At 51.2% G+C, this 16,954-nt stretch carries 14 protein-coding genes; 7 read left to right on the plus strand and 7 right to left on the minus strand.

Annotated features, from left to right (window positions below; all coding sequences use genetic code 11):
• The 5 genes from FP815_00820 to lon all read right to left on the minus strand — a co-directional run.
• A partial coding sequence (locus tag FP815_00820; protein MBA3013483.1) for a hypothetical protein occupies positions 1 to 987 on the minus strand: 987 nt, incomplete at its 3' end.
• 520 nt (positions 988 to 1,507) lie between these two features.
• Positions 1,508 to 2,614: a GDP-mannose 4,6-dehydratase gene (gene gmd, locus FP815_00825; GenBank protein ID MBA3013484.1), complete on the minus strand. Its 1,107-nt coding sequence runs from the start codon at positions 2,612 to 2,614 to the stop codon at positions 1,508 to 1,510.
• Positions 2,615 to 2,807: 193 nt separating this feature from the next.
• Positions 2,808 to 3,242 carry a type II secretion system protein GspG gene (gene gspG, locus FP815_00830; GenBank protein ID MBA3013485.1) on the minus strand — a complete coding sequence of 145 codons (435 nt, stop codon included), beginning with the start codon at positions 3,240 to 3,242 and terminating at the stop codon, positions 2,808 to 2,810.
• A 158-nt stretch (positions 3,243 to 3,400) separates the two neighbouring features.
• Entirely contained in the window at positions 3,401 to 4,441 is a 1,041-nt protein-coding gene (mltG, locus tag FP815_00835) for an endolytic transglycosylase MltG (protein ID MBA3013486.1), read from the minus strand.
• A gap of 91 nt (positions 4,442 to 4,532) precedes the next feature.
• Positions 4,533 to 6,875: an endopeptidase La gene (gene lon / locus FP815_00840; GenBank protein ID MBA3013487.1), complete on the minus strand. Its 2,343-nt coding sequence runs from the start codon at positions 6,873 to 6,875 to the stop codon at positions 4,533 to 4,535.
• 698 nt (positions 6,876 to 7,573) lie between these two features.
• On the opposite strand from lon, the gene FP815_00845 reads away from it, so the two are divergent.
• Positions 7,574 to 8,371 carry a hypothetical protein gene (locus FP815_00845; GenBank protein MBA3013488.1) on the plus strand — a complete coding sequence of 266 codons (798 nt, stop codon included), beginning with the start codon at positions 7,574 to 7,576 and terminating at the stop codon, positions 8,369 to 8,371.
• Positions 8,372 to 8,411: 40 nt separating this feature from the next.
• Here the strand turns inward: FP815_00845 and FP815_00850 are convergent, their stop codons facing one another.
• The gene (locus FP815_00850) at positions 8,412 to 8,702 is read right to left on the minus strand and encodes a hypothetical protein (GenBank protein ID MBA3013489.1); all 291 of its coding nucleotides are present in this window, start codon (positions 8,700 to 8,702) and stop codon (positions 8,412 to 8,414) included.
• Between FP815_00850 and FP815_00855 the strand changes: the two genes are divergently transcribed.
• Positions 8,701 to 9,771, plus strand: a complete 1,071-nt coding sequence (locus FP815_00855) for a hypothetical protein (GenBank protein ID MBA3013490.1) — start codon at positions 8,701 to 8,703, stop codon at positions 9,769 to 9,771. The genes FP815_00850 and FP815_00855 overlap by 2 nt on opposite strands.
• Here FP815_00855 and FP815_00860 read toward each other — a convergent pair.
• The gene (locus FP815_00860) at positions 9,768 to 10,235 is read right to left on the minus strand and encodes a universal stress protein (GenBank protein ID MBA3013491.1); all 468 of its coding nucleotides are present in this window, start codon (positions 10,233 to 10,235) and stop codon (positions 9,768 to 9,770) included. The genes FP815_00855 and FP815_00860 overlap by 4 nt on opposite strands.
• A gap of 295 nt (positions 10,236 to 10,530) precedes the next feature.
• Here FP815_00860 and FP815_00865 point away from each other — a divergent pair, with 295 nt between their 5' ends.
• The 5 genes from FP815_00865 to FP815_00885 all read left to right on the plus strand — a co-directional run bounded on the left by FP815_00865 (position 10,531) and on the right by FP815_00885 (position 16,951).
• Complete coding sequence (locus FP815_00865; GenBank protein ID MBA3013492.1) at positions 10,531 to 12,489, plus strand: ATP-dependent DNA helicase; 1,959 nt, start codon at positions 10,531 to 10,533, stop codon at positions 12,487 to 12,489.
• A 60-nt stretch (positions 12,490 to 12,549) separates the two neighbouring features.
• A complete protein-coding gene (locus FP815_00870) occupies positions 12,550 to 13,497 on the plus strand; it encodes a polyprenyl synthetase family protein (GenBank protein ID MBA3013493.1) in 948 nt (315 codons plus the stop codon).
• 200 nt (positions 13,498 to 13,697) lie between these two features.
• Positions 13,698 to 14,666, plus strand: coding sequence for a divergent polysaccharide deacetylase family protein (locus FP815_00875; protein MBA3013494.1), 969 nt, complete (start codon positions 13,698 to 13,700; stop codon positions 14,664 to 14,666).
• Positions 14,667 to 14,897: 231 nt separating this feature from the next.
• Positions 14,898 to 15,185: a winged helix-turn-helix transcriptional regulator gene (locus tag FP815_00880; GenBank protein MBA3013495.1), complete on the plus strand. Its 288-nt coding sequence runs from the start codon at positions 14,898 to 14,900 to the stop codon at positions 15,183 to 15,185.
• A gap of 68 nt (positions 15,186 to 15,253) precedes the next feature.
• The gene (locus tag FP815_00885; protein ID MBA3013496.1) at positions 15,254 to 16,951 is read left to right on the plus strand and encodes a bifunctional sulfate adenylyltransferase/adenylylsulfate kinase; all 1,698 of its coding nucleotides are present in this window, start codon (positions 15,254 to 15,256) and stop codon (positions 16,949 to 16,951) included.
• The last annotated feature ends 3 nt before the right edge of the window (positions 16,952 to 16,954 follow it).

Consider the following 16,954-nt stretch of genomic DNA (forward strand, 5'->3'; position numbering starts at 1 on the left):
ATACTGATTTATTTCTTTATTTAAATCAGAAACTCTCTGTTGAAGCGTGGTAAGATAGGCAATATTCTGTTGGACAATATTTGAATACATTAACAGGGCAAATTGATCTGACTTCTCAGTGGCCATTGATTTCCTAAGTTCCATCAACTCCTTGGTTTCGCGATCAATCGTCTCAATTCTCGCATTGATATTTTTTATAGTCTGTAAGATCTCCACTCGGTTGGCAGCGATAGTTTTTTGTTCTGCTTCGATCAATTTCAAATTATTTTTAATCGTACTAATAGTGTTCTCAAGCCTTTGTTTTTGTGTGGGAATCAATTCCAGTGATTTTAAAATTACCAGAATTTCTTTTTCAATATCGTTTTTCTTTACCTCAAACTCCTGCTGAATCCGAAGTAATGAATCTTTCAACCTGGCGCGATCAATTGTGATCTGTTCCTTGTCAGAACCTATTTTTTGGATTAACTGTTCAATTACGCCTCGGCTTACTGTAATCTGATGGCTTATTTGCTCATTTTTATTCGATACAATTGATTGCAAAAAATCCTGCAAAATCTTCTTCCCCTCTACGGGATCAGGCCAGAGGAATTTTATGGTAACGATCTTTGAATCTTTTGATGAAGCAGTTGAAATCTTCGGCAACGAAGTCCCTTCTGGGACAAGCGCAAGCAAAAGGGCCTGCTGGGCGTCTCCTGCAAACAACGCTTCAATATCCTTAACCGACCAACTGCTTACAGGTTTGTTCCCCGCATCATATCCGGTGATTCCAGGGGTAAGCTGGGCCGAAATAAGATATTGGGGTGTTGCCTTCAGGCAATAGACAACAGCCAGCGCGGTGATAACCGTCACCACACCTACCATCAACCACCGTTGCCGCCAAAGGACTGCTACAAGTTCAACAAGATCGATCTCATCCTCGGAGTAGGCATCAGGAGAGTAGCCTTTCGCCGAGGGATCAACTGCCTGTTGCCTCTCTTGCTCTTTCACTTTACTTCCTTATTATGAAAATCTACCTGCCCGAAACTTCTCTTTGTCCTACTCACTGACGTCCTAAAAAACAGGTGGCAAAATAGCCGATCTCGGCAAAACCTGCTATAAAAAAATGGAACTACCCGGTTAACGGTGATCAGTTATCGATTTACGGTTAACAGTCATTGATAACAATCACTAACCGTCAACTGAAAACCGCAAACCGATAACCAGGGCAGTTACGTTGTTTCAATGAATGCGTTTCTGGATACCGGTTCAAGACTGGCATGACGATGGAGTTTTTTGACTTTCTTTCAAGATACCATGTCCGCTCTCAATATTGCTCAGTTGACGCACCAGGAAGACTATCCTCCATTGCGGGGATTGGTCTGCTCCTTGTTTGTTCTTGCCCTCCCCCCCGTGCCCTTCGGCTCCGTTCAGGGAACGGGGGGGCCTTGAGCGGAACCGAAGGACCGCTTAGTGTATCGCGGGCTAAAGTTGCTCCTACTCGAACAGGGAGTGAGATGATTAGCGGGAATCACTCATGACAATCGCACACAACATAGCCATGTTTTTTCACCAAGGCATCTCGCTCGGCAGCCTTCATATCTTCCCGCATCATCTCGGCAACAAGCTCGGAGAATGAGATACACGGCTTCCAGCCCAACTTCTCTCGGGCCTTGGTTGCATCTCCTAGCAACGATTCAACCTCGGCCGGGCGAAAATAGCCGGGATCAACCGCCACAATGCATCTGCCATGGCTGTCGTAACCTTTTTCGTCTACTCCGATACCTTTCCAGATAATGTTGATGCCGATTTCCTTGGCAGCCGCAACCACAAATTCCCGCACAGAGTAATGAACACCGGTCGCAATCACGAAATCTTCAGGATGCTCCTGCTGGAGCATCAGCCATTGCACTTCGATGTAATCCTTGGCATGTCCCCAATCCCGTTTAGCCTCAAGATTACCGAGATAGAGACAATCCTGCAGACCAAGTTTAATCCGTGCCAGGGCCCGTGTTATTTTACGAGTAACAAAGGTTTCACCACGAAAGGGGCTCTCGTGGTTGAACAAGATGCCGTTGCAAGCATAGATCCCATAAGCTTCACGATAATTTACGGTAATCCAATACGCATACAATTTGGCCACAGCATAGGGACTGCGAGGATAAAATGGGGTTGTCTCCCGCTGGGGACTCTCTTGGGCTAAGCCGTAAAGCTCAGAGGTAGATGCCTGATAGAAACGCGTCTTCTTCTCCAATCCCAGGATCCGGATTGCCTCTAGTATCCTCAATGTCCCTAACGCATCAGTGTTAGCGGTATATTCAGGCTCTTCAAAGGAAACTGCAACGTGGCTTTGGGCTGCGAGGTTATAAATTTCGGCAGGCTGAACTTGCTGGATGATACGAATAAGCACACTGGAGTCAGTCATGTCTCCATAGTGCAAGAAAAACTTACAATTTTTGACGTGATAGTCTTGATATAAATGATCTACCCGTGCGGTATTGAACAAAGAGGCACGGCGCTTAATGCCATGCACCACATAGCCCTTATTCAACAAAAATTCAGCAAGATAGGCGCCGTCCTGCCCAGTTACGCCAGTGATTAACGCAACTTTAGTTCCTTGATTAATTACTTGTGACATTTCATGATCAAAATATAACTCATGTTGACGGTTTACGGTTGACAGTTAACGGTGATTGGATCCTTTTATATGGTTAAGAACAAGCCTGACACTAAACATCATTCGATGATTTATGACCAACCATAATTCCTTTAACCATAAACCGATAACTGATTACCGTTAACCTAACCGGAAGGACTCGCAAACAAAAGCCTTACTCCCAGCTACCGATATCCGCGTCCTCTCCATCTCCACCAGATTGGCCATCGGCGCCATACGATGAGATATCGACTTCCCCATGCTCACCAGGATTCTGGTAATTATAAGGATTATCCCATGGGTCATTAGGGACCCCCTTGGCCAGATAAGGACCCTTCCATTTTTCCGAACCGTTATTGCTCACCAAGGCTTCCAGTCCCTCATGCGAGGACGGATATTTCCCGATATCAAGACGGTAGGAATCAAGACCGGCCATCAACATCTCGATCTGAGTCTTGGCCGTCTTCTGCTTAGCCATCCCGAGCTTACCAAACATCTTCGGGCCGACCAAAGAGGCAAGAAGACCTAAGATGACCATTACGATCAGTAATTCAATAAGAGAAAAACCTCCCTCCTGCGCCAAAATGGCAAATCGACCATTTTTTTTCATAGATCACACCCTGTTTTTGTTTATAAGAAAAATGGGAGATGCCAACACTCACACAAAGAGGCCTTCCGGAAAGACTCCACACTCATCAGCACAACATGCTTCTAATAAAAAACTAAATTCGTTCTCTGACATCCCCGGAGACTTGATTACTTATACCATTACTCCCTGTTTGATAACCTTTTTTTTCGATAACGGGAAACCGCACGATTATGGTCCGCTAAGGTCTTAGCAAAATAGTGGGTCCCGTCACCGTTTGCAACAAAATAGTAGTAATCCTCTGGCGATGGGCGCACGACAGCGGCAATGGCTGTCCGGCTCGGATTGCAGATAGGTCCGATCGGCAACCCGCGATTGACATAGGTATTATAGGGATTTGGGGTTTTAAGATCCCCCTTGGTCAAAGGCGATCCGAACTTGGCAAGACCATAGACAACCGTTGGATCGGCCTGCAATTTCATACCCACCCGCAAACGATTCAAAAATACCCGTGCCACTAGTGGGCGCTCATCAGGCAGGGCTGTTTCTTTTTCGATGATTGAGGCGAGAGTCAACACCTCATGGCGGCTGAACAAAAGGGAACTCGGCGCGACAGCAGGCTCGCCAGGCGCAGGGGAAGAAACCGGAAGCGCGATACGAATTATCTCCCTGCCGACACCCTCCTCGGCCAGCACCAGATCCATCCGCCTCAACATCGCGGTGATGATGGTTTGTAGACTGGTTCCCTTGGCAAAAAAATAGGTGTCGGGGAAAAGATAACCTTCTGCTGTGATCTGCTCGACTCCCGACCGTGCCAGAATCCCTGGATCAGCTGCCAAACGAAGAAAATCTTCCCGACTCCCCCACCCGCCGTCACTGATGACCTCAGCAACCTGGGCCACAGTCAAACCCTCTGGCAGGGTGATGGCATGCTGAACTACTTTCCCTGAAGTAAGGAGGTCGAGCACTGCCCGTGGAGTCATTCCGGGCGCAAAGGCATATTCTCCAGCCTTAAGTCGTCTGGATGCACCCAAAACTTTAACTAGCAAGACAAAACGAATATCGTCCTCAACCACTCCCGCCCCAGTCAAAACATGGGCAATTCCTGCCACCCCCGTACCTTTGGGAATGTCAACGATCACTGTTTCCGCGCGGGGCGGTCCGGGTTTATCTGGATAGCTCCACCACCAGAGCAATCCAGCCACTGCAAATAACAGTGCCATCAGGGCAATCGCTCTAGCGAGCCTCACCCGTCTCGAAAAGCGGGAACTATTTTCTCCCTTTCGATTATTCTCGGAAGGGGTTAGACCCTGCTCACTCAAAGGCAATAGCAAGAATCCGGTCCATGTTCTTCACCGGCACAAATTTAATCTTATCCCGCAGGTCTTTAGGGATCTCTACCAAATCCTTCTTATTCTCATCAGGAATAATGACCGTGGTGATTCCAACCCGCAATGCGGCCAGGGCCTTTTCCTTAAGTCCCCCAATCGGCAACACCCGTCCACGCAAGGTTATTTCCCCGGTCATAGCGATATCCTGCCGGACCTTTCGACCGCAAAGAGCTGAATACAAGGCCGTGGCCATGGTCACGCCTGCAGAAGGTCCGTCCTTGGGGATCGCCCCGGCAGGGACATGAATATGAATATCGACCTCTTCAAAATAGTTTTCAGATAATTTCAGACGGTCAGCCTTCGAGCGGCAGAAGCTGAGCGCCGCCTGGGCAGATTCTTTCATCACTTCACCCAATTGGCCGGTCAAGGTAATATTGCCCTTGCCCCTCAAGATCGAAACCTCGATATAGAGAATCTCTCCCCCGACCTCGGTCCAAGCCAGGCCGGTTGCCAACCCTGGCTGGTCAATCTTGTCCATCTCGTTTTCAGGCAAAAATTTCGGCGGACCAAGGTATGTAGCCAGCGTCCGTTCCGAAATGGTATAAGGACCCTTCCCCCCCTCGGCCACCTTCCGGGCCACCTTACGACATACCTTACCTATCTCTCGCTCCAGATTTCGCAAACCAGCTTCCCTGGTGTACAGGCTGATCATCTGCTCAAGGACTGAATCGGCCAAGAGAATCTGTTTGTCGGTAATCCCGTTCTCCTTGATCTGGCGGGGCAGGAGATAGCGCTTAGCGATCACCATCTTCTCCTCCATGGTATAGCCGGAGAGCCGGATAATCTCCATCCGGTCAAGAAGCGGCGAAGGGATAGTGTCCGACATATTGGCAGTGACAATGAACATAACCTTAGACAGATCAAAGGGCAGATTCAGGTAGTGATCAGAAAAATCGGAATTCTGCTCGGGATCGAGTACTTCAAGCAGCGCGGACGAGGGATCACCCCGGTAGTCGGAGCCGACCTTGTCCACCTCATCCATCATAAATACCGGATTATTGGCGCCAACCGTCTTCAGTCCCTGAATGATCCGTCCTGGCATGGCCCCGATATAGGTTCGCCGATGACCACGAATCTCGGCCTCATCGTGCATCCCACCAAGAGAGAGACGATAGAATTTCCGGCCCATGGCCCGGGCAATCGATCGCCCCAGGGAAGTCTTACCAACACCTGGCGGACCAACGAAACAGAGGATCGGACCCTTGGAGGTCTTATTTAACTTACGCACTGCCAAGTGCTCCAGGATGCGCTCTTTGACTTTCTCGAGGCCGTAGTGGTCAGCGTCAAGGATCTCTTTAGCAGTTTTCAAATCAAGCTTATCCTTGGTACCCCGCTTCCAAGGGACATCAACGATCCAATCAAGATAGGTCCGGACAATCGTGGCCTCAGACGCCTCCGGATGCATCATTTCAAAGCGTTTCAGCTGCTTATTGGCCTCATCTTTCACTGCCGGAGGCATCCGGGCCTTGTGGATCTTGACTCGCAGCTCATCTATCTCGGCAGAGCGATCATCATCGTCACCCAACTCCTTTTTCAAGGCGTGCATCTGCTCGCGGAGATAATACTCGCGCTGACTCTTGCCCATCTCCTCCCGGGCCACCGATTCAATCTTGGCCTGCAGGGTAGAGACTTCAAGTTCCTTGCGCAGAAATTCCGACACCTTCTTCAACCGTTCCACCGGGTCAAAGGTCTCGAGCACGGCTTGGGATTCAGATGTCTTCAGCCTCAGGTTGGACACAACCAGATCAGCCAAACGACCAGGTTCTTCGATATTATTGAGAATAACCATCAAATCTGATGAGGTGATCCCCTTTAAATTCAAAATTTTTTCGGTATTTTCTCGGGCCGTCCGCATCAAGGCCTCGACCTCGACCGAGATTTGCTCAAGCTCCTCATCCTTGACCACGGTAATCTTGGCAATCAAATGAGGCTCGTGCTGGATGACCTCGTCAACCTTGGCCTTGCTCAAAGCTTGAACCAAAACCTTTAACCTGCCATCAGGCAACTTCAAGGTCCGCATCACCATACAGACCATACCCACCCGAAACAGGTCATCGGCCCCGGGTTCATCCAAGGAAGCGTCCTTCTGGGTAACCAGAAGAAGTAGCTTATCCTTCATCATCGCCTCGTTGATGGCAGAAACAGAGGCTGGGCGACCGACAAAAAGAGGGATGATCATATAATTAAAGATCACCACATCACGAACTGCCATCATCGGCAATTCATCCGGAATTTCCTGTCCCTCGACATCAAAAAAATCGCTCATCCCACTGGTTAGCGAATCATTAAATTCCACCAAAAACCTCCCTGTTAATTAATCCCGTCATAGTTACGACTGCGGAGATACAATTCTTACTCGGTGTGCATGGTAAACCTATACACACCCTACCCTGTTCGACCCTGATCTTCGCCGGAGTGACAACATAAAGCTAAGATAGGCACTTTAAGTTAATGACATTCATCCCCAAATAGCTAGACAGGCAAAAATGCCATTTATCACGAATTACCACAAGTATTCGGCAAAGGAAACAAATTCTCGGCCACACTAAACATCATCATACCTCAAGTCAATAATGACAGTGAATCGTTGTAGGAAAAGTTCGACATTACATATTTTCTTGAACAAATCAAACAGGAAGGATACAGTTATTAGCCTGTATCCTCTTTTACTGAGTGCAGTATAATCTTGATGGCGTCGCAAAAAGTCCGATCTACTGCGTTGCGTGGCGGTTTTTCTCGTTCGGCATACCATATGTATGGCCTCACTCACAAAACACACCTCGCGCCTTGTATATCGCACCTTTTGCTTAGCCATCCCCGGACTTTTTGCGAGATTGTCAATCTTATAATTATCAAAGGTAGGATAAACCGTCGGTACTGTAATCCAAAGTGGCGTTGAGTTCTGGCGCCGGATTACACTCTCCGCTATCCCCGACCTTCAGAAAACTACCCTTTCAATATATTATGTTAACTACCGTTGATTTTTTTGACCTTGCCGATTTCCGTCACCAGGCCGTCTTTGACCAGGGTCCGGTCTGGAACGCCCTCAAAGGCCTAAAATCCTACATGGACTCTCTTAACTACCCCGCATGGAACAGAGAGATCCCCCTGGACCAACCTCTGCCGGCAACCCTTGTTATTATTGATGGCAAGATCATTCCAGCCAAGGGCCTGACCTTAGACCTCGGAGATGCCACCAAGGGGAAAATGACCATTTCCAAGGATGGGCAGATCCTGGCCGGGGCATCGGTACTCATGGCTGGCGCCATTCTGAGTGGGGAAAAAATCAGTCTTGGCCGCGGGGTCTTTGTTGAGGCCGGCGCTCTAATCAAATCGCCAGCCGTCATTGACGACTACACCGAAATCCGCCAAGGCGCCTACCTTCGGGGCTATTGCCTGATAGGCAAACGGTGCGTGGTCGGCCATGTCACCGAAGTCAAACACTCCATCTTTCTTAATGATGCCAAAGCCGGTCATTTTGCCTACCTAGGCGATAGCATCCTTGGCAACCACGTCAACCTTGGGGCAGGAACAAAACTGGCCAACCTCCGTTTTACCGGAGGTGAGGTGCCGGTCAAGACTCCGAACGGCACCATGGCCACCGGCTTACGAAAATTTGGAGCGATCATGGCGGACAACGTCCAGACAGGCTGCAATTCGGTTACCAATCCCGGCGCCCTGCTGGGGAAGAGGTCAATGCTTCTTCCTAACACAACCTCGCCTTCGGGCTACCATCCACCGAACTCGATCATCAAGCCGTAGCGTGAAGCTATCCAGCCCTCCAGCGTATCCACCATCTGCTCTAACTGCTCAGATAGTGATGAACACCAAAAATGAACTCCACCATCAGACCGATGGTCAAATAAATCCGCGCCATCCTATCCCAAGGCATCTTCTCTTTTGCAGACCTCTGCAAAAAATTCACCAAGATAAGGGTCGCCCCGCCTGGGATAGGGGCAACAGTAACAATCTGCAGCAGGGTTTCCACCACCGTCTTCAGCGCACTGCCTGGGAAATAACGAAGGCTGCACAGGAGATACACCCCGAGCAACACCACCAATGACACACTATTCCTACTCTTTTGAGAAACCATGAACTCTCCTATGCCGAACACTTTATCACCCCTAATTGTGCCCGCCACTATCGCCCAGGAAGATATCATTCGTCAACTCCTACTTTATTGCGATACAGTTTTTCTCTACGCCCCGGCAGAAAATAGCCATCTCGATCTGCCCACGGAACTGAATCCACTGTGCCAACAGTATGCCCCAGTCCCTTTTAACGAACTTTTGACCAATTTCGACCAACTCATCCGAGAGATGACCACCCATCGCTCAGAATACTACGGCGGCAGGCTCTCGTCACTCTCCGCCCAAACTTCAGCTGTCGACGAGGAGAGCGTTTGGAGGCTGATCAAACGGTTAAATCCAGGGACTATCAATACGGCTCAGCAAGAAACCCTCTTCCAAGCAAGACTTCTCCTTAAGCTCGCTGAAATCCGCGACCAAGAAGAACAAGACATTGTCCGGACCTTAGCTTCCCTGGACTCCCAAAACCTGGCTCTACTCCACGGCCTTACTGCTGGCGAGGACGATGATGCCGCAGAAATAGGCTCCCTTCTTCAGCACAACCAACAGCAACCAGAAGATTACCTCAACAATCGGCTCAAGGCATGGGCCAATCTCTTCCTGGCCGACCCGCGGATGGAAGATCATTGGCTGCTGGCTGCGCCACAGAATATTCTGGCCGTACTTACCGATTACGCCACGACTAGAATCAATGAATCACCAACCCTGATCCTCTCTCTACCGCTCCCGCAGACATCGCTCATCATGGCACTCAGCCCGGCCCAATACCTTGACCAACGATCAGCATGGCAGACAGCCACGAACGAGTGCCTAGCCCTCGTTCGCTCCGCTATCACAACAGCCGCCCAGACTGGTGATCTCATTGACAGAGCCGCCCTTGAGCAGGAGTTGCACTCCCAGATCAAGCAACTCAACAACTGGGGTAAAAGCGAGCAGGAATCACTGGATTTTTGGCTCCTCCCACTCTCTCTCCCCCGGCTTTTTGCCAAAATTGCCAGAAAGACAGAACCATCCACAACAGCTCAAACCTTGGGCCATTGCGTTGTGGCGGTCCCGCGACAAGCCCTAAGTTAACGACAGGGATTGACAGTCAACACCGGGCAGGAGGCAGTCTTCACGACCTGCTCGGCAACACTACCGAACAGTACCCGCTCTAACCCTTTATAACCATGGGTGCCCATGACTATCATGTCAACTTTCTCCCTGGCGGCAAAGGCAACAATCTCCTCTCCGACATCTCCCACCAGCACCTTGCCGCTGCCAGCCTGACCTGAGGGAAGATTCTCTTCCAGGAATGCGGTCATCTTCTTTTCCGCACTGTCCTGCATTTCGTCCTGGAATTGAACAATTGGCATGTGAGGCACAAAAAAACCTGAATAATCCTCAAAACTCTGGACCACAAATACACAAATCAGCTCAGCCCCGAATCGCTCAGCGACATTGACTGAGGACTTAAAAACCTTTTGAGAATTTTCTGAAAAATCCACCGGCACTAAGATCTTTTTAACGTCTTTAAGCATAATGCGCCTCCTTGGCATAACGTAATAATTAATCAGGGATACTACAGACAAAGGCCACACTGGAATGCATTTCTTTCACTCCACTTTTCACCCTCATCCTTCTCTCCCTGAGTTGACCCCTCCTGTCATTACTCTATCACTTGATATTTTTTCTTGTCAAGCAATTGCCTTCACTGCCCAAATCACATATTATCGGTCGGCAAATTATTGGTAATAAGGTAAAAGGGTGCAAGCTTACTATTATGATAACTGATTACCGTCAACATGAGCAGTTACCTGTTCAGCACACCGCCCTTAAACCCAACCTCAGTCTATGCCCATTACACTCAACGACATCTTTGACAATAGCGGTATCCTGGCAAACTCCCTGCCTGGCTACGAGCGTCGCGCAAGCCAGATCAGCATGGCTTGCGCCGTACTCAATACGATTGATGCCGACGAACCGGACTTTCAAACCACGGCGCAAATGCTGGTTGCCGAAGCGGAAACCGGTATCGGCAAGACCCTGGCCTATCTGGTTCCGGCAGCCCTTTGCGACCACAAGGTGGTGGTCTCTACCGCCACCCTGAATCTTCAAGAACAGATCCTCAAAAAAGACATCCCCTTCATCCGCAAACACATCAAGCCCGACATCAAGGCGGTGTGCGTCAAAGGCCGCCAGAATTACGCCTGCCTCTATCGCTGCCAGCAAGTACTCTCAAGTCCTCAGGCCCTGCTTTTCGAGACCGGCCAGGAGATTGAGCAGATCCATGCCTGGCTAGGAAAAACTCAGACCGGGGACCGGGCAGAACTCCCATGGCTTCCAGACGACTCGCCCCTCTGGAATCAGCTTTCAACCTCCACTGACAAGTGCCTCGGGACTAACTGCCCGGAAAACGCCTCCTGCTTCATCACTCAACTCAGGAAACGGGCAGCATCGGCCCAGCTGTTGATTGTCAACCATCACCTCTTTTTCTCCGATTTGGCCATCCGCCGTTTCGGTCATGCCGAAGTCTTGCCCCGCTACCAGTCAGTGATATTTGACGAGGCCCACCACCTGGACAATGTCGCGACCAATTTTTTCGGCACCACCTTCAGCCACTACCAGCTCATCGACCTGGTCAAGGACATTGAGGCGCTGGCCCATGAACATCTCAAAAACAAAAACCAGCGCCTGATCACCACTCAAACCGCCCGTGCCCTCGCCGCGCAGGCCGCAGAATTTTCCCTCATTATTCCACGGATCAAGGGCCGTTACCCCCTTCCTGAACTGATCGAGACCACGGCGGAATGGCACCAGGAAATAGAGTCTCTCGCCCAAGCAATCACCAGTCTTTGCGCCCAGATGGAAACCCTGGCCATGGGCAGCGAACTCTGGGATACGCCCCGCCGACGCTGCCAGGAGTTACAAGAATCGCTGACCAGAACAACCTCCGATCTTGATCATGATTACGTTTACTGGGCTGAACGGAGAGATAAGACTGTCAGCCTGTCAGCCGCCCCGATCGATGTCGCCCCAGCCCTGCAGAAATACCTTTACAGCCAGGTGGAGAGCATCGTCTTCACCTCGGCAACACTGACTGCGGGCGGCAGCTTCTCCTATATGTTCAACCGGCTGGGCCTTCCTGGAGACACAAAAACCATGGTCCTGCCCACTCCCTTCGACTATGCGCGAAGAACCAGGCTCTATATCCCTGAGACCGGATTTCCGGAACCAAACAACCCGGCCTATACTGCTGCGTTCCACCAACACACCTCAGATATTTTAGCGGCATCGCAAGGCCGCGCCCTACTCCTTTTCACCAGTTTCAATGCCATGCGCCAGATGCATGACTATCTGAGCCCTCGGCTCACCCACCCGCTGCTGATGCAGGGAGACGCTCCCAAAGCCAGTCTGCTTGACACCTTTCAGGAGCAAACCGACTCGGTACTGCTGGCCGTGGCCAGCTTCTGGGAAGGGGTCAATGTCCCAGGCGAGAGCCTCAGCTGTGTTATTATCGACAAACTCCCCTTTGAAGTCCCCAGCGATCCTGTTATTATGGCCCGCATCAATCGAATCAAGGAAGAAGACGGCAACCCGTTTTACGATTTCCAAATCCCCAGAGCGATTCTTGCCTTGCGCCAAGGCTTGGGCAGACTAATGCGCTCGGCAACTGACCGGGGGCTTCTGGCTATCATGGATATCCGCCTCTACAGTAAAGGATATGGTCGCCTTTTCCTCAAGAGCCTGCCACAAAGTCCGGTGATCAGGACTGTGGGCGAGGCCGCTCATTTTTTCTCGGAGAAAGCTTAAGTGAACCACCAAGAACTTGCCACCCTGCTCAAGCCGCAAACCGCCATCATCGATCAGGCCATGCGCCAGGATCTGACGGTTGTCACCAACCCCTTGCTGCAAGAGGTTCTGACCTATGCCATTTTCAACGGCGGCAAACGGATCCGTCCCCTACTGACCGTACTAACCACCCGTCTTTGCTGGCAAACCCACTCCCCCGACAAATCAGAACAGCTGACCGCTGATCTCTACCGCCTGGCACTGACCTTTGAGTATCTCCATGCCGCAAGCCTTCTTCATGACGATGTCATTGACCAATCAGACAGCAGACGGGGCAGGAGCACCGCCAACCGGGTATGGGACAACACCCACGTCATCTTGGCCGGAGACTTTCTCCATGCCAGGGCCATGCTCCTCGCCGGCACCATTGGCGGGCTGGATTGTTTATCAATCGTCTCCCAGGCTACGGCCGCCATGGTCGAATCTGAATTTATCCAACTGGAAAACGCAGCGCAGCTCAACGCCTCCCTTGACCGCTACTTTGAGGTCCTAACCGGCAAAACCGCCGCCTTGATCGCCGCTGCAGCCTGCACCGGAGTCATCTTTGCCAGAGGCAGCGCCAAGCAGCAATCCGCTGTCCACACCTTTGCCACCAACCTCGGCCTCACCTTCCAAATCATTGACGACCTCCTCGACTACCTAGGCGACCCTGGCGAAACTGGCAAGGCGGTGGGCAATGATTTTCAGGAGAGAAAAATGACACTGCCGGTTATTTTTGCGCTGGATCAAGCCAGCCCCCACGACCGGAACACTCTTTTGGAATTGCTCAACAACTCAGAAAACGCGACAACGGCTAGATTTAAAACCGCACGGGATATCATCTCCCGTGCCGGAGGCTTCCAAAAATCCCGCGAAAAAGCTGAAGACCTGATTCGTGAGGCCATTGGCGCCTTAGATCTCTTTGCCAGCGGGCCAGAGTTGGATCTCCTCATTGCCCTTTCCCGGTATGTATTAAACCGCAAACAATAACACTCGTAGCTTCACACTGGCCCCAGCCGCTTTGCAAGAGCGTTGACCAAAGAGCCTTTTTATCCTGTTCTCTGCCACGGACCATCTAGATCCGCAAGACACCTAAGAAATAACAAAGTTGGCTGTTCCTGCGCAATACCGCGCATCAATTCACCGTCAACTGCCAACCGTAAACCCGAGTCGTTAAGGAAGTCTGCCGCATGGCCCGTAGAAAACCAATCAAGAAAAAAAGAAAATCAACCAGCGGTTGTTTACCCACCACCATCATCCTGACCATCCTTGTCATCCTGAGTCTAGCGGCAACCTTCTATTTCCTCTTTCTCCGGCCTTGGCCAGGGTTGACGCCTCCTATGGCCACAAGGAGTCACAGCACGACATATTCATCCTCGGCCAAAAAAACTCCAACCATTCCCCTGCCCCCAGCGCCCCCCAAACCCCTGACAACTCCCCAAACAATGCCCGTCAAAAAGGCCGCTGAAACCCCTCAACCTGAACCTGCCGCTGGCACCACCCGGCCACGAGTAGCTATCATCATCGATGACATCGGTAACACCAGGAGTGTGGCTGAAGAGATCATCGCCATTGACCTGCCGCTCTCCTTCTCAATCATCCCGCACACGGCCCACGCCATCCATCTTGCCGGTCTCATCAACTCTCGCAGCAAGGATCTCCTCATCCACATCCCCATGGAAGCCAGCGAAACACAGAAGTCATCCGCACCAGGCATGCTGTTGCTTTCAATGACCAAAGAGACGCTGATCAACACCATCCATCACGACCTTGACACCCCTTACCGGGTAATTGGCGTCAACAACCACATGGGTTCAAAATTCTCCCAAGATTCCAATGCCATGAGGGTCTTCCTGAAGGAGATCAAGGCCAGAGACCTCTTTTTTATCGACAGCCTCACCACCGCCAACAGCACAGGATACTCCGTTGCCCGTGACCTTGGCATCAAGACCGCCAAACGCGATATTTTTCTGGACAATGATCAGAATCCCACCCAAATACTGGTTCAAATCGGACGGCTGATCAAACTGGCCCAACGGCACGGAAGCGCTATCGGCATCGGCCATCCCTACCCAACCACCTTGGCGGCATTGCGCTCGGCCGCAACTCGGCTGAGCCAGGATGTGGTCATGGTCCCGGTCCATGAACTAGTCAACTGACAATCAATCAAGAAAGCGCTGCCAAACGCCTAGGAGCTAGAATTAACACCATTATCATCCTTTCTGTTTGCGAAAAGTAAAATTACTCTTTATGATATGCAGTTAGTGGGGTTGAAAAAGTCAAATGTACTGTACCTCTGTAGATTAAACTTTTCACAGTCTGCGCTATCGTAGACACCAGCAATTTTGATTCACCAGGAAACACCTCCTGGCCTTTACCGACGAGACACCATGAACGACCATGACGTTGAAAATGTTGCCGCCCTGCTTAAAACCATGGCCCACCCCATCCGCCTCAAGATTCTCTGCCTCCTGCAGGACAGAGAGATGACAGTAGGCGAGATCCGAGACGAAGTCAAAACCACTAACGCCAATGTCTCCCAGCATTTAAGCATCCTGAGGAATAAAGATATTATCAGTTTCCGCAAGGACGCAAATTTTATTTTCAACAAAATAGCCGACCCTCGCATCATTGATCTGATGGCCACCATGAAAACTACTTTTTGTCCGGAGGATTAGACCCTCATGAACCTCCCCGACGTATCAAGGCAAGGTGCGCCTCCAATCTTTTTCAGATAACACTCCCTATGCTCGCATACTCAGAAAGCCTGCTCGTCCATTTTCGCCGGGCGGAAGACCTGAAAAAAGAAGCCCTCAACTACCCTTACATCGACCTGAACAGGAAACAACTCTGCGACCTTGAGCTTCTCCTGAACCGGGCCTTTTATCCCTTGAACGGGTACCTTAACCGTGCCGACTATGAATCGGTTCTAGATCGCCTCCGCTTAACCGACAACACTGTCTGGCCTATTCCCATCTGCTTGGATGTATCCGAAAAAATCGCCACGTCGCTAACTCCCGGACTCAAAGTCGCCATCAATGATGAAGAGGGATTCATGCTGGCAGTCCTCGAAATCGGCGACATCTGGCAACCGGATAAAGCGCGGGAGGCCTTGGCGGTCTACGGCACCACCGACCCCGATGCCCACCCTGGCGTCCGCCATCTTCTCCAACAGACAGGCGCCTGGTATCTCGGCGGCAGACTGGAAGGACTGCACCTGCCACTCCATTACGACTTCAAGGAGATCCGCCTGACTCCGGCCGAAACCGCACGCCGCTTCGCCCAAAACGGTTGGCGACGGGTCATGGGCTTCCACACCGACGAATACCTCCATTGCGCCCACCGGGAGATGGTCCTGCACGCCGCCCGCGAAATCGGGACAACCATCCTACTTCAGCCGGTAGTCGGCCTCGATCACCCCGGTAATATCGACCACTACACTCACGTCCGCTGCTACGAGGAAATTATCAAGAAATTTCCGGGCAACATGGCCATGCTCAACCTCATCGCCATGGCGTACCGCTGGGCCGGACCCAGGGAAGCTTTGTGGCAGGCCATCATCAAGAAAAATTTCGGCTGCAGTCATTTCCTGGTGGCCGATGACCATGGTGACCCCTTTGCTCAACAGAGAGGAAACGCTCTGTTCTACCCTGCTCATGCCGCCCAGCAGTTGGTCCGGGAATATGAGGAAGAGACCGGCATCGTTATGGTGCCACTCAAGGAGATGGTCTACGTCGAAGACAAGGCGCAGTACCTCCCAAAAGAACAGGCATCATCAGAGATGGACATCAAGACCATCTCCTCGGCCGAACTGAAGCGACGCCTTGAAGAGGACCTCCCTATTCCGGAATGGTTCTCGTACCCCGAGGTGGTCACTGAGTTACGACGCGCCTTCCCTCCCCGCTCCAAACAAGGATTTACCGTCTTCCTCACCGGACTTTCAGGCTCAGGCAAATCAACCCTGGCCAAAGTGCTGATGGTCAAATTCATGGAGATGCGTGTTCGCCCGGTCACCCTGCTGGACGGTGATATCGTCCGGAAGAACCTCTCTTCGGAACTCAACTTCTCGAAAGAGCACCGCAACCTTAACATCACCCGCATCGGCTTTGTCGCCAGCGAAATTACCAAAAATGGCGGTATCGCCATCTGTGCACCGATCGCCCCCTACGAGGAATCACGCCAAGCCAACCGGGAGTTGATCAGCAGACATGGGGGGTACATCGAAGTGCACGTCTCAACTCCCATCGAAGTCTGCGAACAGCGCGACCGTAAAGGCCTCTACGCCAAAGCCCGGGCCGGTAAAGTCAAGGGAGTTACCGGTGTTTCCGATCCCTACATCCCTCCAGCCCACCCCGATCTGATCATCGACACCAGTCAAATCACCCCCGTCGAAGGAGCCCAGGAGATCTTGCTCTATCTGGCAGAACAGGGTTATATCCAGTAACCC

The organism is Desulfobulbaceae bacterium (assembly GCA_013792005.1).
GTDB lineage: Bacteria > Desulfobacterota > Desulfobulbia > Desulfobulbales > VMSU01 > VMSU01.

Coding starts and splice junctions, on each gene's coding strand:
- gspG (MBA3013485.1), bottom strand. CDS start 3,242: ATGAAAAAAAATGGTCGATTTGCCATTTTGGCGCAGGAGGGAGGTTTT.
- FP815_00880 (MBA3013495.1), top strand. CDS start 14,898: ATGAACGACCATGACGTTGAAAATGTTGCCGCCCTGCTTAAAACCATG.
- mltG (MBA3013486.1), bottom strand. CDS start 4,441: ATGGCACTGTTATTTGCAGTGGCTGGATTGCTCTGGTGGTGGAGCTAT.
- FP815_00875 (MBA3013494.1), top strand. CDS start 13,698: ATGGCCCGTAGAAAACCAATCAAGAAAAAAAGAAAATCAACCAGCGGT.
- FP815_00870 (MBA3013493.1), top strand. CDS start 12,550: ATGCGCCAGGATCTGACGGTTGTCACCAACCCCTTGCTGCAAGAGGTT.
- FP815_00860 (MBA3013491.1), bottom strand. CDS start 10,235: ATGCCAAGGAGGCGCATTATGCTTAAAGACGTTAAAAAGATCTTAGTG.
- FP815_00850 (MBA3013489.1), bottom strand. CDS start 8,702: ATGGTTTCTCAAAAGAGTAGGAATAGTGTGTCATTGGTGGTGTTGCTC.
- gmd (MBA3013484.1), bottom strand. CDS start 2,614: ATGTCACAAGTAATTAATCAAGGAACTAAAGTTGCGTTAATCACTGGC.
- FP815_00865 (MBA3013492.1), top strand. CDS start 10,531: ATGCCCATTACACTCAACGACATCTTTGACAATAGCGGTATCCTGGCA.
- FP815_00855 (MBA3013490.1), top strand. CDS start 8,701: ATGAACTCTCCTATGCCGAACACTTTATCACCCCTAATTGTGCCCGCC.
- FP815_00845 (MBA3013488.1), top strand. CDS start 7,574: ATGTTAACTACCGTTGATTTTTTTGACCTTGCCGATTTCCGTCACCAG.
- lon (MBA3013487.1), bottom strand. CDS start 6,875: ATGAGCGATTTTTTTGATGTCGAGGGACAGGAAATTCCGGATGAATTG.
- FP815_00885 (MBA3013496.1), top strand. CDS start 15,254: ATGCTCGCATACTCAGAAAGCCTGCTCGTCCATTTTCGCCGGGCGGAA.